General features: G+C 45.7%; 18 protein-coding genes. 16 read left to right on the plus strand and 2 right to left on the minus strand.

The window, feature by feature from the left end:
- The first annotated feature begins 29 nt into the window (after window positions 1-29).
- The 3 genes from IFU39_RS20915 to IFU39_RS20925 all read left to right on the plus strand — a co-directional run bounded on the left by IFU39_RS20915 (window position 30) and on the right by IFU39_RS20925 (window position 2,504).
- Window positions 30-470 carry a DUF350 domain-containing protein gene (locus IFU39_RS20915; RefSeq protein WP_082219034.1) on the plus strand — a complete coding sequence of 147 codons (441 nt, stop codon included), beginning with the start codon at window positions 30-32 and terminating at the stop codon, window positions 468-470.
- Between the two features lie 119 nt (window positions 471-589).
- Window positions 590-1,156 carry a hypothetical protein gene (locus IFU39_RS20920; protein WP_192134680.1) on the plus strand — a complete coding sequence of 189 codons (567 nt, stop codon included), beginning with the start codon at window positions 590-592 and terminating at the stop codon, window positions 1,154-1,156.
- A 133-nt stretch (window positions 1,157-1,289) separates the two neighbouring features.
- The gene (locus IFU39_RS20925) at window positions 1,290-2,504 is read left to right on the plus strand and encodes an MFS transporter (protein WP_105597993.1); all 1,215 of its coding nucleotides are present in this window, start codon (window positions 1,290-1,292) and stop codon (window positions 2,502-2,504) included.
- Between the two features lie 89 nt (window positions 2,505-2,593).
- Here the strand turns inward: IFU39_RS20925 and IFU39_RS20930 are convergent, their stop codons facing one another.
- Complete coding sequence (locus IFU39_RS20930) at window positions 2,594-3,814, minus strand: NAD(P)/FAD-dependent oxidoreductase (RefSeq protein WP_192134682.1); 1,221 nt, start codon at window positions 3,812-3,814, stop codon at window positions 2,594-2,596.
- A 97-nt stretch (window positions 3,815-3,911) separates the two neighbouring features.
- On the opposite strand from IFU39_RS20930, the gene IFU39_RS20935 reads away from it, so the two are divergent.
- From IFU39_RS20935 to IFU39_RS20965, 7 genes are all read left to right on the plus strand, one after another.
- Window positions 3,912-4,148, plus strand: coding sequence for a hypothetical protein (locus IFU39_RS20935; protein ID WP_091014732.1), 237 nt, complete (start codon window positions 3,912-3,914; stop codon window positions 4,146-4,148).
- 31 nt (window positions 4,149-4,179) lie between these two features.
- Window positions 4,180-4,575, plus strand: coding sequence for a spore coat protein (locus tag IFU39_RS20940; protein WP_091014731.1), 396 nt, complete (start codon window positions 4,180-4,182; stop codon window positions 4,573-4,575).
- 160 nt (window positions 4,576-4,735) lie between these two features.
- Window positions 4,736-5,236, plus strand: coding sequence for an Lrp/AsnC family transcriptional regulator (locus IFU39_RS20945; protein ID WP_024628343.1), 501 nt, complete (start codon window positions 4,736-4,738; stop codon window positions 5,234-5,236).
- A gap of 13 nt (window positions 5,237-5,249) precedes the next feature.
- A complete protein-coding gene (locus IFU39_RS20950) occupies window positions 5,250-6,458 on the plus strand; it encodes an aminotransferase class I/II-fold pyridoxal phosphate-dependent enzyme (RefSeq protein WP_036610094.1) in 1,209 nt (402 codons plus the stop codon).
- A 188-nt stretch (window positions 6,459-6,646) separates the two neighbouring features.
- Entirely contained in the window at window positions 6,647-6,868 is a 222-nt protein-coding gene (locus IFU39_RS20955) for an aspartyl-phosphate phosphatase Spo0E family protein (protein ID WP_179198508.1), read from the plus strand.
- Window positions 6,869-7,037: 169 nt separating this feature from the next.
- Window positions 7,038-7,589 carry a hypothetical protein gene (locus tag IFU39_RS20960; protein ID WP_091014722.1) on the plus strand — a complete coding sequence of 184 codons (552 nt, stop codon included), beginning with the start codon at window positions 7,038-7,040 and terminating at the stop codon, window positions 7,587-7,589.
- A 37-nt stretch (window positions 7,590-7,626) separates the two neighbouring features.
- Entirely contained in the window at window positions 7,627-8,169 is a 543-nt protein-coding gene (locus IFU39_RS20965; RefSeq protein ID WP_076209196.1) for a bifunctional adenosylcobinamide kinase/adenosylcobinamide-phosphate guanylyltransferase, read from the plus strand.
- 85 nt (window positions 8,170-8,254) lie between these two features.
- On the opposite strand, the gene IFU39_RS20970 is transcribed toward IFU39_RS20965, so the two are convergent.
- Window positions 8,255-8,866 (minus strand): DedA family protein, encoded by a 612-nt coding sequence (locus tag IFU39_RS20970; RefSeq protein ID WP_017689624.1) that lies wholly within the window; start codon window positions 8,864-8,866, stop codon window positions 8,255-8,257.
- A gap of 148 nt (window positions 8,867-9,014) precedes the next feature.
- On the opposite strand from IFU39_RS20970, the gene IFU39_RS20975 reads away from it, so the two are divergent.
- From IFU39_RS20975 to IFU39_RS21000, 6 genes are all read left to right on the plus strand, one after another.
- Window positions 9,015-9,590 carry a cob(I)yrinic acid a,c-diamide adenosyltransferase gene (locus tag IFU39_RS20975; protein WP_036610088.1) on the plus strand — a complete coding sequence of 192 codons (576 nt, stop codon included), beginning with the start codon at window positions 9,015-9,017 and terminating at the stop codon, window positions 9,588-9,590.
- On the plus strand, window positions 9,587-10,570 hold the full coding sequence (locus IFU39_RS20980) for an RluA family pseudouridine synthase (protein ID WP_192134684.1): 984 nt from the start codon (window positions 9,587-9,589) through the stop codon (window positions 10,568-10,570). The genes IFU39_RS20975 and IFU39_RS20980 overlap by 4 nt, the downstream gene beginning before the upstream one ends.
- 401 nt (window positions 10,571-10,971) lie before the next feature.
- Window positions 10,972-11,337: an arsenate reductase family protein gene (locus tag IFU39_RS20985; protein WP_017689621.1), complete on the plus strand. Its 366-nt coding sequence runs from the start codon at window positions 10,972-10,974 to the stop codon at window positions 11,335-11,337.
- Window positions 11,338-11,475: 138 nt separating this feature from the next.
- A complete protein-coding gene (locus IFU39_RS20990) occupies window positions 11,476-12,369 on the plus strand; it encodes a 5'-3' exonuclease (protein WP_017689620.1) in 894 nt (297 codons plus the stop codon).
- A gap of 5 nt (window positions 12,370-12,374) precedes the next feature.
- Window positions 12,375-13,481: a phosphodiester glycosidase family protein gene (locus tag IFU39_RS20995; protein ID WP_197997846.1), complete on the plus strand. Its 1,107-nt coding sequence runs from the start codon at window positions 12,375-12,377 to the stop codon at window positions 13,479-13,481.
- A gap of 31 nt (window positions 13,482-13,512) precedes the next feature.
- Window positions 13,513-14,199, plus strand: a complete 687-nt coding sequence (locus tag IFU39_RS21000; protein WP_105597998.1) for an MOSC domain-containing protein — start codon at window positions 13,513-13,515, stop codon at window positions 14,197-14,199.
- Window positions 14,200-14,256: the final 57 nt, after the last annotated feature.

Here is a 14,256-nt window from a genome sequence, read left to right on the forward strand (position 1 = left end):
ATTCTGCGACTTATTCATGAAGGTCGCAGATGGGGAGAGGGGAACGGTGCGTGATAGAAAGCATTGACCAATTGCTGTCTCATCCCTTGGGGATGGTACTCGGTTTTTTCTCGGTAGCGATTATGGAGCTGCTCGTATTTCTGGCTTGCTTCGAACTGGTGACTAAGTATAAATGCTGGACGGAGATCAAGAAGGGTAATGTGGCCGTTGCGATGGCTACAGGAGGCAAGATCTTCGGGATCTGCAACGTATTGCGGTTCTGCATACAAGCGAAATCTTCGGTGTATGAAGCCATGACGTGGTCATTTGTAGGGTTTATCCTTCTGCTAATTGCCTATTTTTTGTTCGAATTCCTGACACCCGTGTTCTCCATTGATAAGGAGATCGAATCGGATAACCGAGCTGTCGGATTGATATCCATGATTATTTCAGTCTCGCTGTCGTTTGTTATTGGCGCGAGCATTATCTAGGGGGACCGGTCATGAAGATATTGATACGGATTCTGTTTGCGGCATCGATCGTGTTTTTTGCCATCGGTGTCATCTATGTTATGAATACATGATGATATGAAAGAGAAAGGTTGATTAATATGGAAACAACAGTATGCCCTTGGTGTCAGACGGAGATTGTATGGGATGAGGAGCTCGGTCCTGAAGAAGAGTGTCCTTATTGCCACAATGAGTTAAAAGGATACCGTACGCTCAACATTAACATCGATGATGAAGAGAACGATGAAGCTGAGGACGACATCTATGATGTAGATGATGTAACGAACGAGAAACAGACTACGGATCTTTCTGATCTGTGGGGGGATGAAGTCGAACTCAAATTGCCGGAGTTGCGAACGTTAACCAAATACGCGGATGAAGGTAATGATCTCATTCAGTATGAACAAGGTGTACAGAAGCAACTTGATCATCAAGAAGAAGTACCAGAGTGCCCGAATTGCCGGGAATTCATGATTCTCGTAGGTACACAAGCTGCAACGCAGGATAACTTCACACCAGTTGCTAACGCAGCTTCAGGCGAAGGGTCACTATTGGCATCACCGTTTAAAGTATTGACCTATGTATGCTCGGGATGTTTCCAAGTTCAATACAGTCTGTCTGAGGAAGATCGTCTGCGTCTGATCAAGAACCTAAGTACGCAGGAATAAACATTTATTTCGGAGATTATAACCAATTTCATAGCAATCCTGAAGATTCATCATGTTTTCTTCTTGCTTGGGGTACGTTAACCCTAAGACCTACCTGTACATAGTTCACTTCAGGTGGATGAAGGAGGAGCAGATGAAGATTACTTTAGGCCGACAATCCATTCTGCTTTTGGGCGTGAATGGATTGTTTGCGTTAGCCGGAGCGCTGTCGGGAACCTTTTTGAATGTGTTTCTGTGGAAAAGCCGTCCGGATTATGCCATGTTGGGGTGGTTCACTCTCAGCCAGCAACTGGCCATTGGACTGACATTCTGGCTTGCTGGCAAATGGGTCAAGGAACACAATAAAATGAGTGCACTACGACTAGGTACTGCGCTGTCCGGCATATTTTATATGATCGTCCTCTGGGCTGGTTCCAAAGCTGTAGACTGGATATGGCCTCTGGGTATGCTACTAGGTTGTTCCTTGGGGCTATTCTGGATTGCATTTAATGTTGTGTATTTTGAAATAACGGATCGGGAAAACAGGGATCTATTCAACGGCTGGGTGGGGTTACTTGGTTCGATGTCAGGAATTATAGGTCCATGGTTCTCCGGTCTGATTATTACTCGCATGACAGACAACACAGGATATCGGCTCATCTTCACGGTATCACTCGTTATTTATGTCATAGCGGTAGTTTTTAGTTTTTTTCTGAAAAAAAGAAAGGTGAGCGGTACATACCGCTGGTCGGAACCTTGGATACAGTTATCCAAGCGGGATAGTCCCTGGAGGACCTTAGGCTTGGGTTTATTCGCTCAGGGTGCACGTGAAGGTGTCTTTGCCTTCCTGATTGCACTGCTTGTATATTTGGCTACCGCACAGGAGTACAAATTGGGGCAGTTCTCACTCATCACTTCAGCTGTGGCACTAGTAAGTTATTGGGCAGCCGGGAAATGGTTCAAACCACAGTATAGATCAAGAGGCATGTTCATCGGAGCCCTCATTCTGCTCGTTGTGCTTCTTCCTCTTCTCTGGAAAGTGACCTATGGAACGCTGTTAATCATGGGGATTGGGAGTGCTGTTGCGATGCCGTTATATGTACTGCCGATGATATCAGCGGGATTCGACATGATGGGTACAAGTGGCGAAAATGTGGAGAAAAGGGTTGAACTTGTCGTTTTGAGAGAGTTATGCCTGATGCTTGGCAGACTATGTGGGTTGGCCATATTTATTGTGACGGTCTTAAATGCTCCGTCTCTACGCATGTTAACCTGGCTTATTTTTGTCCTCGGTGCTTCTCCGCTAATTGGATGGATCTTTATGCGCAAGTTATTGAACCGAACGGAAGGGCAAGAGCCTTCGGCTTAGCAGGCTCCCCAATATATAAACAGGGTACAGCGGCGGGGAAAGAGAACTTTCCGTGTGCTGTACCCTGTTTGTATTGATTTATTTTGATGTTATACAGGAGATGGTTTACTTGTACGTGTGAGAGAGAACAGGTCCATATCAGGGTTTCGTTTGCCAGTAATAGCATCCACAATTAAGGAAGCAGCAATCATGCTGTATACGGTTCCGTTACCTCCATACCCTTCTACAAAGTACGAATGCGGATAATCCGGATGTGTGCCAATCAGGGGGAGGCCATCATTCGTATTACCAAACACAGCACCCCAAGCATAATCGACTTCAAGATCATCTAAAGGGAAATAGGAAAGAACTTCTTCCAAGAGTGTATCTCCCCGATGATATGCCCGTATTTCACGTTGATCCTCCCGAGGTGTTTCTTCATCCAAACCGCCTGCGATGATTCGGCCGTCGGGTGTTGTTCGCATATATAAATAAGGACGTGCTGTCTCCCAAATCATGCTGTGTTCAAACCATTCACTAAGATCAGACAACGGTTTGGTAGCAATCGCGTAGGTCGTTTTCAAATAGGCTCCACGATCCTTTTTGATATCCTGAGTTTCGTAACCGGCAGCAAATATGACCTTCTTCGCACGGATTTTACCATTGGAAGTGTGGCATACTACACCATCTTCATTGTATTCACAGTGTATCATCTCTGTCTGACCATAGATTCGAGCGCCACGCTTATTGGCGGATTCAAACAAGGCATGAACAAAACGATAGGGGTTCACTTCTGCATCTCCCATTGTGTACAGTGCAGCGGGTTTGCTGAAGGGGAAATGCTGGCTTATTTTGTCGGCATCCCACAGTTCCGCTTCAAAACCATAACGCTTCAAGGTCTGATATTCTTCCTCCAATAGGGCCACATCGTCTTCATTGCTCGCAAAACAAAGACTTGTACGTGGGATAAACCAAGGGTCTGTATCCAGGCTGTCTGCAATTTGAGCAAGTTGTTTCATGGCTTCACGACAAAGCTCATAAAAACGTACGCCTGTTGCTTCACCAAAAGTATGGATACATGAGGTTAATGTTTTGTCATTGGTATATTGTAAAAGACCTGTATTGGCAGAACTGCTGCCGTTGGCAATGTCTCGCTTATCAATCACAACAGTGTTAACACCCTGTTCCGTAAGTAGTTTAGATGTTAATGCGCCCCCCATGCCCCCACCAATGATGAGGCAGTCACAAGAGATGTCTTCTTGCAGAGCAGAATAATTAAATGTTGAATTGAAAGTGGAGGGCCAGAAAGGTGTGCCATAGACCAGATCCATTAGAAACATCTCCTTTATAATTTGAATTTGTATACTTTTGTGCGACCGGGTTAACAATAATTGCGCATAAACTTTATGCCGAGGAGGCCATCGAAACATGCAGAATCAGACTATGCAAGCGCTGAGTCCCAAGGAATTGAACTACATTGCGGACTCTATCACCAATGAAGAACTGCTGATTAAGCAGTGTGCAGCTACAGCTTCCATCACACATAATCCACAAATTCAACAGGCACTGAATCACTATGTTCGCTCACATGAACAACATCTGAACACGCTTGTCAATGCACTGCAACAACATCAGTCTCTTGCACCGGCGCAAGTCAGTAATTGAAAACAACTCTAACTGTATAGGAGGAAAACGCATGTATTCTCAATCTCCATCATCTAATGGCGCTTTTATGCAGGAGCAGGATCTGCTGAAGTCGATTCTTGCAGATTTAAGACGAACCTCGCGCGAATATACGACTGCGACAACGGAAGCTTCCTGCCCCATGACACGTCGAATGTTCACAGACCTGACAAACGATACCCTAAGATTACAAGGGGAACTGTTCAATCTGATGCAGCAAAACAACATGTATTCTGTTTCGTCCAAAGCACTTCGTCAGGATGTGGACAAGCAAATTCAGTCCGCCCACCAGACCCAACAAAAGTGTCAGCAATTCATTCAGGAAAAGAATACGCAGAACAGTTCATATAGCCAAGCTCCTAATGTGCCGCAGCATCAACCGAATTACGGTAACCCTTATTACATGTAACCTTTGCAAAAGAGGTTTGAAGCACCTAATGGTAAAGGACCATACCACCGCTTGCCTGAATTCAGGGCAGGCGGTCTTTTGTCTATGCATCAACGTCAAATTCATGTAATATAAGTATTAATTCATTTTCAGGAACCTGGATGATGCTGGAGGGAAAACCATGAAAGATTTGAACGATCTGCAATTAAAAGTTCTGGATCTGCTGAAGGAAGACGCGAGAAGGACTCCCGCACTGCTGTCGACGCTGCTGGGGGAGTCGGAAGACAAGATCAAGAACGCCGTTGCACAGCTTGAACAAGACCACGTCATCGTAAAATACGCTACCGTCGTGAACTGGAGCAAAATAGATGATGAAAAAGTAACAGCTCTGATTGAGGTGCAGATCACGCCGGAGCGTGGTCGTGGCTTTGAAGGGATTGCCGAACGCATTTATCTCTATCCGCAAGTGAAGTCCGTATATCTCATGTCCGGTGCATACGATCTGCTCGTAGAAGTGGAAGGTGGCAACCTGCGTGAAGTCGCTAATTTTGTGTCGGAGAAACTGTCTCCGATAGACTCTGTACTTTCAACCAAAACGAATTTTATTCTTAAAAAATATAAGCAGGACGGGATTATCTTTGAAGACCATCAAGAAGACAACCGTCTCATGATCTCGCCGTAAAGGAAGATGTGTCATGATAGTGAATGAACAGACAACCGGGAACAACAAGAAAATGACATCTTATCTGGCACCCCTCGTGCAGCAGATACCTCCATCCGGAATTCGCAAATTCTTTGATCTGGTTGGAGACAACAAGGATATTATCACATTGGGTGTGGGTGAACCTGATTTTGTTACCCCTTGGCATATGCGTGAAGCTTGTGTATACTCGCTGGAAAGAGGTATGACCAGTTACACATCCAACGCAGGTATGCCGAAGTTGAGAGAAGCCATCAGTGAATATCTGGATACTCAGTTTGATACCAAATACGATCCCAAGGATGAGATTATTGTTACGGTGGGTGGCAGTGAAGCGATAGACTTGGCTTTGCGCGCATTAATCGTACCTGGTGACGAGATTCTCATTCCTGAACCTTCGTACGTGGCGTATTCACCAATCGCTTCAATCGGTGGCGGTATACCAGTTGGTGTTGAAACCTACGCAAAAGATCAGTTCAAGTTAACGGCGGAAGCACTTGAAGCTGGCATCACACCGAAGTCGAAAGTGGTTATTCTGTGTTATCCGAGTAATCCCACTGGAGCCATCATGACGTATGAAGAGTGGCTGCCTATTGCTGAAGTGATTAAAAAGCATGATCTGATTGTGATCGCGGATGAAATTTACGCTGAATTGACGTATACGCAAAAACATGTTAGTTTTGCAGCTATCCCTGACATGAAGGAGCGGACCATTCTCGTAAGCGGATTTTCGAAGGCTTTTGCAATGACAGGTTGGCGGATCGGTTACATGTGTGGTCATCCTGAGCTTATTGCAGCCATGCTCAAAATCCATCAGTATACGGTAATGTGTGCGCCGGCCATGGGTCAGGTTGCTGCACTTGAGGCGTTGACGAATGGTTTGGGTGAGAAAGATCGGATGGTAGAATCGTATAATCAGCGTAGACGTTTAATTGTGCAGGGCTTCAGAGATATTGGACTTGATTGTCATGAACCTCAGGGAGCATTCTATGCATTCCCGAGCATTCAAAAGACGGGTATGAGTTCCGACCTGTTTGCTGAGCGATTGTTAACGGAGAATAAAGTGGCTGCTGTTCCGGGCAATGTTTTTGGCCCTCAGGGTGAAGGCTTCTTGCGTTGTTCTTATGCTACTTCTGTAACCCAATTAAATGAAGCTTTGGAACGAATCGGAAACTTTGTTTACAAACTGCAAAAAGAGGGTTAATACTAAAGTAGAATCTTTTTACAATTGTGACATTGTTATCATTGGAAAAAAATAACTTTCTTTTACAAAATAGTGTGATATAATTCAAATTTGAAATAAGTTTTCATATATTTGGAAACCATTTTTCCAAGGAGGGGTTAGCTTTGTTTTGTGTTGAATATGATTTACCGACGAATCGTGGGCACGTTCTGGCAGAAGGCGATCATGGCGACCGATGGTCGGTGAAACCCGATAACGCATCTTTGCATGACATTTCCTTGGAAGATGAAATTCATATGCTTCGTCGCAAGATGGAACAGATCTTCCTCGAAGAGAAATCATTCACATCCGATATTGTAATTGAAATCAGCAGTTTGCTGGATTTAAAGATTAATGAATATATGAAGGCTAACCCGATTAAAGCAAAATAACGTTTATGCTGGATTGAAACGTTTCATTAATCGAATTAGAAAGGGAGACCTGAGAAGGTCTTCTTTTTTTTGTGTGTAAAGGCAGGGTGATCCCCCGATAAGCCAGGTTATTTTTTTGAGTGGAACAATTGTGATATATTGGACATAGGAGACTAAAGGGGGAACTGGAATGAAGAGATTTTGGGGGCTTACTGCAATCATTTCTATCGTTTTTCTGCTTGCTGGTTGTGGAGGTAAAGATGGTTTTTCCATATTCATCATTGATAACCAAGGAAATCCATCTGTAATCTCAGAGCAGTTACAGGCCAATCTGCAACAGAAACTGGGTGAGGAACCCAAGGTGGAAGTGATTACCAGTGCGATGTATGATGTTCAGAAAATTATGGTAGAGTATGCGGCTGGAGGACATGATATTTTCATTTTGCCTGAGTCCGACATGAAACAATACGGAAGTAATGGCTCCAATGTTCCGCTGGATGATACTTTTGATCCCAAGAAGTTTGAACGGGGTGTATTTGAGGGTGGAGTATTGGTAGAGAAGGGTGAAGGAGATGGAGGTTCAGATATCAAACAAGAATCACATCTTTACGGCATTCCGCTCGAAGATATGAAAATGTTTAAAGATGTAGAATATGCTGCGAGCAATCTGTTCGCTACCATTCCAGTGTCATCTTCCAATGTCGAAGAATCCAAAAAAGTGCTGAAGGCGCTGACAGAGTAAAGAAAATTCAGAATGGCTATGGAAGGAGGGAAGCGGATTGCTGATTACGGTCACAGGCGGCATAGGTAGTGGTAAAACCCGGTTTGCCCTCAAGTACGCAGCCGGAATTAGCCGGGAGGGTGTATATTTATCCACCGGTGATCATGATCCCGTTATTCCCGAATTGCCATCCGCTCATTATCGTGCCATTCATGCCGGGAACGGTCAGCATCTGACAGAGGTGATCACCCAGATTAATCGGGAATCCAATCTGTTTTTGGCGGATCAGCGAATTGTAATTGTAGACAGTCTGACCTCATGGATGGCTGCCGGTTTCAGGGCAACAGAGGATCTGGATCATCAGCGTTCAGAGACACAGCTTTTGCTTGATGCTCTATTGTCTTATCAGGGGAAGTTGCTTGTGATTACCAATGAAATGCATGGCACATTGCATCCTACCGAGGAAGAACGAATATTTACAGCGAGAATGGCTTCGGTTAATCGGATGCTGCAGATACATGCTGAAAAGATGTACATGCTGGTATCTGGTCTGGCTATCGATCTTAAGAGTCAGGGCATGCGAAATGAAGATGAACGATAGCGAGATGACATAAACGGGTGACATAAAGAAGCCTCCTTAACCACGAATTGGTGGCGAGGAGGCTTCATTTATTAAGCTGTCCTTTTTATTTCTGCTTTTTGCTACGTCTGATCCACCAGATGATACATCCGATGACAATGATGGCGAGAATGACGTACACTACAATGGAATAGACGTCCATAAAGTGCAAAATGCTCTCCCACGATGCGCCAAGCGCAGCACCAACGCAGACAAGAATGACATTCCAGATCAATGTACCAATGGTTGTAAAGAGAAGGAATAAACCAAATTTCATATTGGACATGCCTGCGGGAATGGAGATAAGACTACGAACGAGGGGAACCATTCGGCAGAATAATACGGTCCACATGCCATATTTGTCAAACCATGCATCGACACGGTGAATATCCTCTTTTTTGATGCGCAGAACATGTCCCCAGCGTTCCACAATTTTCTCAAGGCGTTCGACGTCAATGAGTAGACCAATACCATACAGGATCACAGCACCAAGGACGGAGCCAATGGTAGCGGCGATAATAACCCCTGGAAGAGTTAGGCTGGTATAAGTGGTCATGAAACCGCCAAACGGCAAGATGATCTCGGATGGAATTGGGGGAAATACGTTCTCAAGAGCAATAATGAGTGCAATGCCTATGTAGCCGTATTGTTCCATGAAATCGGTTATCCAGTTTTGCATAATCGTCTCCTTTACTTTTGGTTTCCTTCGATTTGTCGTATACTCGGCAGAGCACACCAATTCTTATATACGTGTAAAGCGATAGGCGGGTTTCTGAAAAATAGCATTCCCGTATTCATTAATGATATTAACAATTGGAGGGGTAACGATGGGCATATATACACGAACAGGTGACGAAGGTCAGACTTCGGTTATTGGTGGACGCGTCATCAAGGATGATGACCGAGTAGAGGCTTATGGCACGATTGATGAATTGAACTGTTTTGTCGGTCAGGCGATCAGCCTTATTGACTCTGCTCAGGGCGAATTCGAGGATCTGCGTGAACATCTGCTGGAAGTGCAGCAGGAACTGTTTGATTGTGGGTCGGATCTGGCCTTTGTGAAGATTAGTGAGACCAAATATAAGGTGAGAGATGAAATGGTCACACGTCTGGAACAATGGATCGACCAGTATGATGCAGAGAATCCAAAAGTGGAACGGTTCATTATTCCAGGTGGCAGTCAGCTGTCTTCTGCTCTTCATGTATGCCGTACTGTGTGTCGTCGCGCAGAGCGTCGCACGGTAACACTTGGACAACATACAGATATTAATCCGTCTGTACGACGGTATCTAAACCGACTGTCTGATTATTTCTTCGTGGTTGCACGGACGGCCAACGCGAGACAACAGGTGGCGGATATTGAATATGTGCGGAGCAAAAAAGTCTTCCGCCGCAAAGAATGAGCCAATATTATTCGCCGATTGTCTACACGGTGACCGAACAAGAAGATGGCTGGCTGCTGAAGACCGTGCTTCAGCGCCGGTTGCTGGTGTCGCGTAAGCTTTTATCTAAAATTAAGCTGACTGAGCAAGGTGTCATGCTTAATGGAGAGCGCGTGTACATTAGCGTCAAGGTAGCTGCGGGTGATGTCGTTGAAGTTCGGATGGAGCAAGAGGAATCGGATGATATTCTGCCTGAACCTATTCCCTTTACCGTTCTGTATGAAGACGAGCACTTACTTGTTGTAAACAAGGATGCAGGCATCATCGTTCATCCGACACATGGACATTACACGGGTACTTTGGCAAATGGCGTTGTTCATTACTGGAAATCCAAGGGCGAGCGCTTCCGGTTCAGACCGATTCATCGACTCGATCAGGAAACGTCAGGTGTGCTGGCCATAGCCAAGAACCCTTATGTGCATCAGCATGTGTCCGAACAGATGATTGCAGGAACAGTGGATAAGAAATATATTGCACTTGTGCACGGCAGCCCTGTCCCAGAACAGGGGGCAGTAGATGGCCCGATTGATCGCGATCCTGAAGAGCCACACCGCCGAATCGTTACACCTGATGGCTACGCTGCAAGAACGCTGTACACAACCTTAACACGCTGGGCAGAAGGCAGCGCCAGTGCGATAAGCCTCAAGCTGGAAAGTGGCAGAACCCATCAGATCAGGGTACATATGACGTCCATCGGCTGTCCATTAATCGGTGATCGAATGTACAAGACATTACCTGTGCACGAGATCGATGAGCAGACCATGGCTGTTCGAGAAGAACGGGATACCTGGATCGAACGCCAGGCATTACATGCCTGTGAGCTGACATTTGAACATCCCATTCTACAGGAACGCATAACGTTCCAAGCCCCTTTTCCAGCAGATATGGCCGCGCTAGAGCAGCGTTTGAATGATGAGGCAACTCCCAGAGAAGAACTGTAGGAAGCTGCGACGGGGCTCTTAGTTTTGCACCTCGTATCGCAGTTTCCTGCACGGCCTGTCCTGTTTGGCAGTTAACCTTGGTTGGCTAACTTGCGTGAGGGATCCACCATGCACCCGAACAACATGCCGTAGGCTAATCATTATGTTCTATCGTTAATGTATTGATGTTTAGCATTTTCATGTTAAATCTTTTAAGATTTCAAATCTTTTGAAGCTTTTAAAGATATAAAAGCTGTAAGATTTTGATCCAAAAAAATATAGCGAATATGTTTTTTTGATCTCATTCGCAAAAATCAGTAAAATTACATGGCGATGGTATCGATTTGGAGCGACTTTTGGATTTGCGAAGCAAACCAAGGGAAGCGAGAAGTCGAAACCGGAGCATTTGGAGGAACACACACATGAGTAACTTAAAAGTATATCAATATGCCAAATGCGGCACATGCCGCAAAGCTGTAAAATGGCTTGAAGCGCAAGGACATGAGCTGGAGTTAATCCCTATTTTTGACTCACCGCCATCCGAATCTGAACTAACAGAACTCATCCAAAAGAGTGGACTGGAAGTGAAAAAGTTCTTTAATACGAGCGGGGAAGTGTACAAAGAACAACAATTGAAGGATAAGCTTCCGGGCATGTCCGCTGATGAACAGATTCGTTTGTTGGCTTCCAATGGTCGGCTGATCAAACGTCCGATCGTTACGGATGGAGAAAAGGTGACGGTTGGATTCAAGGAAGAAACGTATGAGCAGGAATGGAACAACGCATAAACGCGCTGAATATCAGCCTTGAATTGTTCAAAATTCAGGGCTTTTTTGGCTGAACGATGGTTGGCGGAACTATGCTATAATGATAGAATTAGTTTCGTATTTTATATGCTAGATTTAGATAGGAGAGAACAAATTCAAGTGAATCAACGTAATGAACCTACTTTGTTGCTGGTAGACGGTATGGCGGTGTTGTTCCGTGCTTTTTATGCGACATCTGCAAGCGGATATATCAGACGTACAAAGGCAGGATTGCCTACCAACGCAGTCTACGGATTTATCCGTTATTTCTGGGATGCGGTTCAGACTTTTGGACCAAGTCATGTCGTTTGTTGTTGGGATATGGGCGGTAAGACGTTCCGCGGTGAAGAATATGCAGCCTACAAAGGCAACCGGGCCGAAGCTCCGGATGACCTGATTCCCCAGTTTGCCCTGATTCGTGAAGTGATGGATAGCCTGGGTATTCCGAATATAGGTGCACAAGGATTCGAAGCCGACGATTGTATCGGGACGCTTGCGAAGTATTATACCGAAGAGACAGATATGAATGTTATGGTACTGACGGGTGACCACGACATGTTGCAACTGATTAATGACCGCACGAGTATCATTATTATGAAAAAAGGCCATGGCAACTACATGGTGTATAATCCTGAAACGCTCATGGCCGAGAAACAACTGACACCTCGTCAAGTGATTGACATGAAGGGTCTGATGGGAGATGCCAGCGACAATTATCCCGGCGTACGGGGAATTGGTGAGAAAACAGCGTTGAAGCTTGTACAGGAATACGGCTCCATTGAAGGGATTTTGAGCAACATGGATAAACTGACCCCTTCGGTGCGTAACAAGATTGAGAATGATCTGGACATGCTTCATCTGTCTCGCAAACTGGCAGAGATTCATTGTGCTGTTCCGGTTGCCTGTGCGCTGGATATCTGTGAATTGCGTCTTGATCCGGATATGGTGATGGACAAGTTTGAACAACTTGAGATGAAGAGCCTTGGCTCTTGGATGGGAGTGGCAATAGGGTGAGCAACATGAAGAACGTACGAACAGGCAAAAAGTGGTGGACAGGGGCTATGGCCCTTGTCCTGGCCTTGCCCGTAATTCTTTCGGGAGCAGTAAGTGCACCACAGACAGTGGATGCCAAAGCAGCAATTAGTACCAAAGTACAGAAAGTAAAAGCAGCAGGACGTAATTTTACCGTACAGACCGTTTCGATTCCAAAGGGAACACCGGTTACTGTCGGACTCGCGAAGAAGCAAGTTGGCCAGACGGCAACATTGCCATCGATCGTGAAAGCCTATGGTGCGCAAGCAGCCATTAACGGAGCATTTTTTGAAGCATATAACGGAGCACCAGATCCATATGGCATGTTAATAGCAAATGGTAAGGTCATACATATTGGAAGATATGGAACATCCATCGGATTTAAGGAAGACGGCTCGGCGATCATGGATTCACTTCAGGTGAGTTTGACAGGTAAAGTAACGGATAAAAAAGGTAAATCACGCAGTTGGTATGCGACTTTTATTAATCGAACCCCTTCAGCGAACGCAAGCATTACGATGCTGTATACGCCTGAACGAGGTGCCACAGTTGGGTTCAAAGGTGGCACTGCGGTTGTCATGGAGAAAGGTATCGTGACCAAAAAAGTGCCCAATACCAATGTAGCGATTCCTAAGAATGGCTCGGTATTGGTCTTCACAGGTAATCAGAAGTCTTCTTCGGACCGTTTTACCGTTGGTTCGACCGTAGAAATGAATTATAAGTATACGAACGCAGCAGGCAAAGAGATCCCTTGGCAAGATGTAGTGACTGCTGTGGGAGCAGGACCCCGTCTGGTGAAAGACGGCAAGGTAGCTGTCAATCCGACGAGCGAAGGTTTCAAGGATGCCAAGATTCTTAATGCTTCTGGAGCCAGAAGTGGTATTGCGATTATGGCGGACGGTTCTGTTATGCTGGCTACCGTTTCCGGAGCAACAATCAAGGAGTGGGCAGCGGTGATGCAGAAGCTTGGTGCCAAACAGGCCATGAATTTGGATGGCGGTGCTTCCTCGGGTATGTATGCCGGGGGCAAAATGCTGACTTCACCAGGCCGGCTCTTGAGTAATACACTCGTATTTGGCGGCTCTGTGCGTTAAAAGAAAGTGATTATGGGAGGTATGATGCCAAATGACACTCACATCGGATCGAAAGCCAGGGGAGGACAATACAGCTGTTCTGGCCATTAATGTAGGACTGCCGCAGCCGCTCCCTGGGCAGAAGCGTGAGGTGCTGAGCGGCATTGTGAAACATCCTGTATCCGGCGCGGTTTTCCTGTCATTCACTGGAATGACAGGGGATGCGCAGGCGGATCTGGTGCATCATGGTGGGCCTGACAAAGCCGTTTGTGTATACGATTACAGTCGTTATCCGGCGCTGGAACAACTGATGGATCGCACGCTGGATTGGGGAGCTTGTGGAGAAAATCTGACAGTTCAAGGCTGTGCCGAAGAAGACGTCCGGATTGGTGATGTGTACGAGTTGGGCGAAGCTACAGTGCAGGTCAGTCAGCCCAGACAACCTTGCTTCAAGCTGGGTGCAAGGTATGACTTTAAGGACCTGCCTGTTTATTTTCAGGAGAGTGGATATACCGGCTTTTACTTTCGTGTACTGCAAGAAGGTGAGGTAGGGCCTTCATCGATATTTCGACGGATCAGCACCGGTCCAGCCTCAATGACGGTTCTTGAAGCCAATCGAATCATGCATCAGGGGAAAGAAAATGTCGAAGGTATTCAGGCGTTGCTGGCCATTCCTGCGCTGTCAGACAGCTGGAGGCAAACGTTAATGAAACGATTGTCCAAGCTGGAGAACAAGTAGCAGGGTAATTATAGTGTCATCAAGTAAAGCAATTCGAATTCCTTTTTAAACTAACTT

Source organism: Paenibacillus sp. CFBP 13594, from assembly GCF_014842675.1.
Taxonomy (GTDB): Bacteria; Bacillota; Bacilli; order Paenibacillales; family Paenibacillaceae; genus Paenibacillus; species Paenibacillus amylolyticus_B.

Coding starts and splice junctions, on each gene's coding strand:
- IFU39_RS20915 (WP_082219034.1), top strand. CDS start 30: ATGGGGAGAGGGGAACGGTGCGTGATAGAAAGCATTGACCAATTGCTG.
- IFU39_RS20920 (WP_192134680.1), top strand. CDS start 590: ATGGAAACAACAGTATGCCCTTGGTGTCAGACGGAGATTGTATGGGAT.
- IFU39_RS20925 (WP_105597993.1), top strand. CDS start 1,290: ATGAAGATTACTTTAGGCCGACAATCCATTCTGCTTTTGGGCGTGAAT.
- IFU39_RS20930 (WP_192134682.1), bottom strand. CDS start 3,814: ATGGATCTGGTCTATGGCACACCTTTCTGGCCCTCCACTTTCAATTCA.
- IFU39_RS20935 (WP_091014732.1), top strand. CDS start 3,912: ATGCAGAATCAGACTATGCAAGCGCTGAGTCCCAAGGAATTGAACTAC.
- IFU39_RS20940 (WP_091014731.1), top strand. CDS start 4,180: ATGTATTCTCAATCTCCATCATCTAATGGCGCTTTTATGCAGGAGCAG.
- IFU39_RS20945 (WP_024628343.1), top strand. CDS start 4,736: ATGAAAGATTTGAACGATCTGCAATTAAAAGTTCTGGATCTGCTGAAG.
- IFU39_RS20950 (WP_036610094.1), top strand. CDS start 5,250: ATGATAGTGAATGAACAGACAACCGGGAACAACAAGAAAATGACATCT.
- IFU39_RS20960 (WP_091014722.1), top strand. CDS start 7,038: ATGAAGAGATTTTGGGGGCTTACTGCAATCATTTCTATCGTTTTTCTG.
- IFU39_RS20970 (WP_017689624.1), bottom strand. CDS start 8,866: ATGCAAAACTGGATAACCGATTTCATGGAACAATACGGCTACATAGGC.
- IFU39_RS20975 (WP_036610088.1), top strand. CDS start 9,015: ATGGGCATATATACACGAACAGGTGACGAAGGTCAGACTTCGGTTATT.
- IFU39_RS20980 (WP_192134684.1), top strand. CDS start 9,587: ATGAGCCAATATTATTCGCCGATTGTCTACACGGTGACCGAACAAGAA.
- IFU39_RS20985 (WP_017689621.1), top strand. CDS start 10,972: ATGAGTAACTTAAAAGTATATCAATATGCCAAATGCGGCACATGCCGC.
- IFU39_RS20995 (WP_197997846.1), top strand. CDS start 12,375: ATGAAGAACGTACGAACAGGCAAAAAGTGGTGGACAGGGGCTATGGCC.
- IFU39_RS21000 (WP_105597998.1), top strand. CDS start 13,513: ATGACACTCACATCGGATCGAAAGCCAGGGGAGGACAATACAGCTGTT.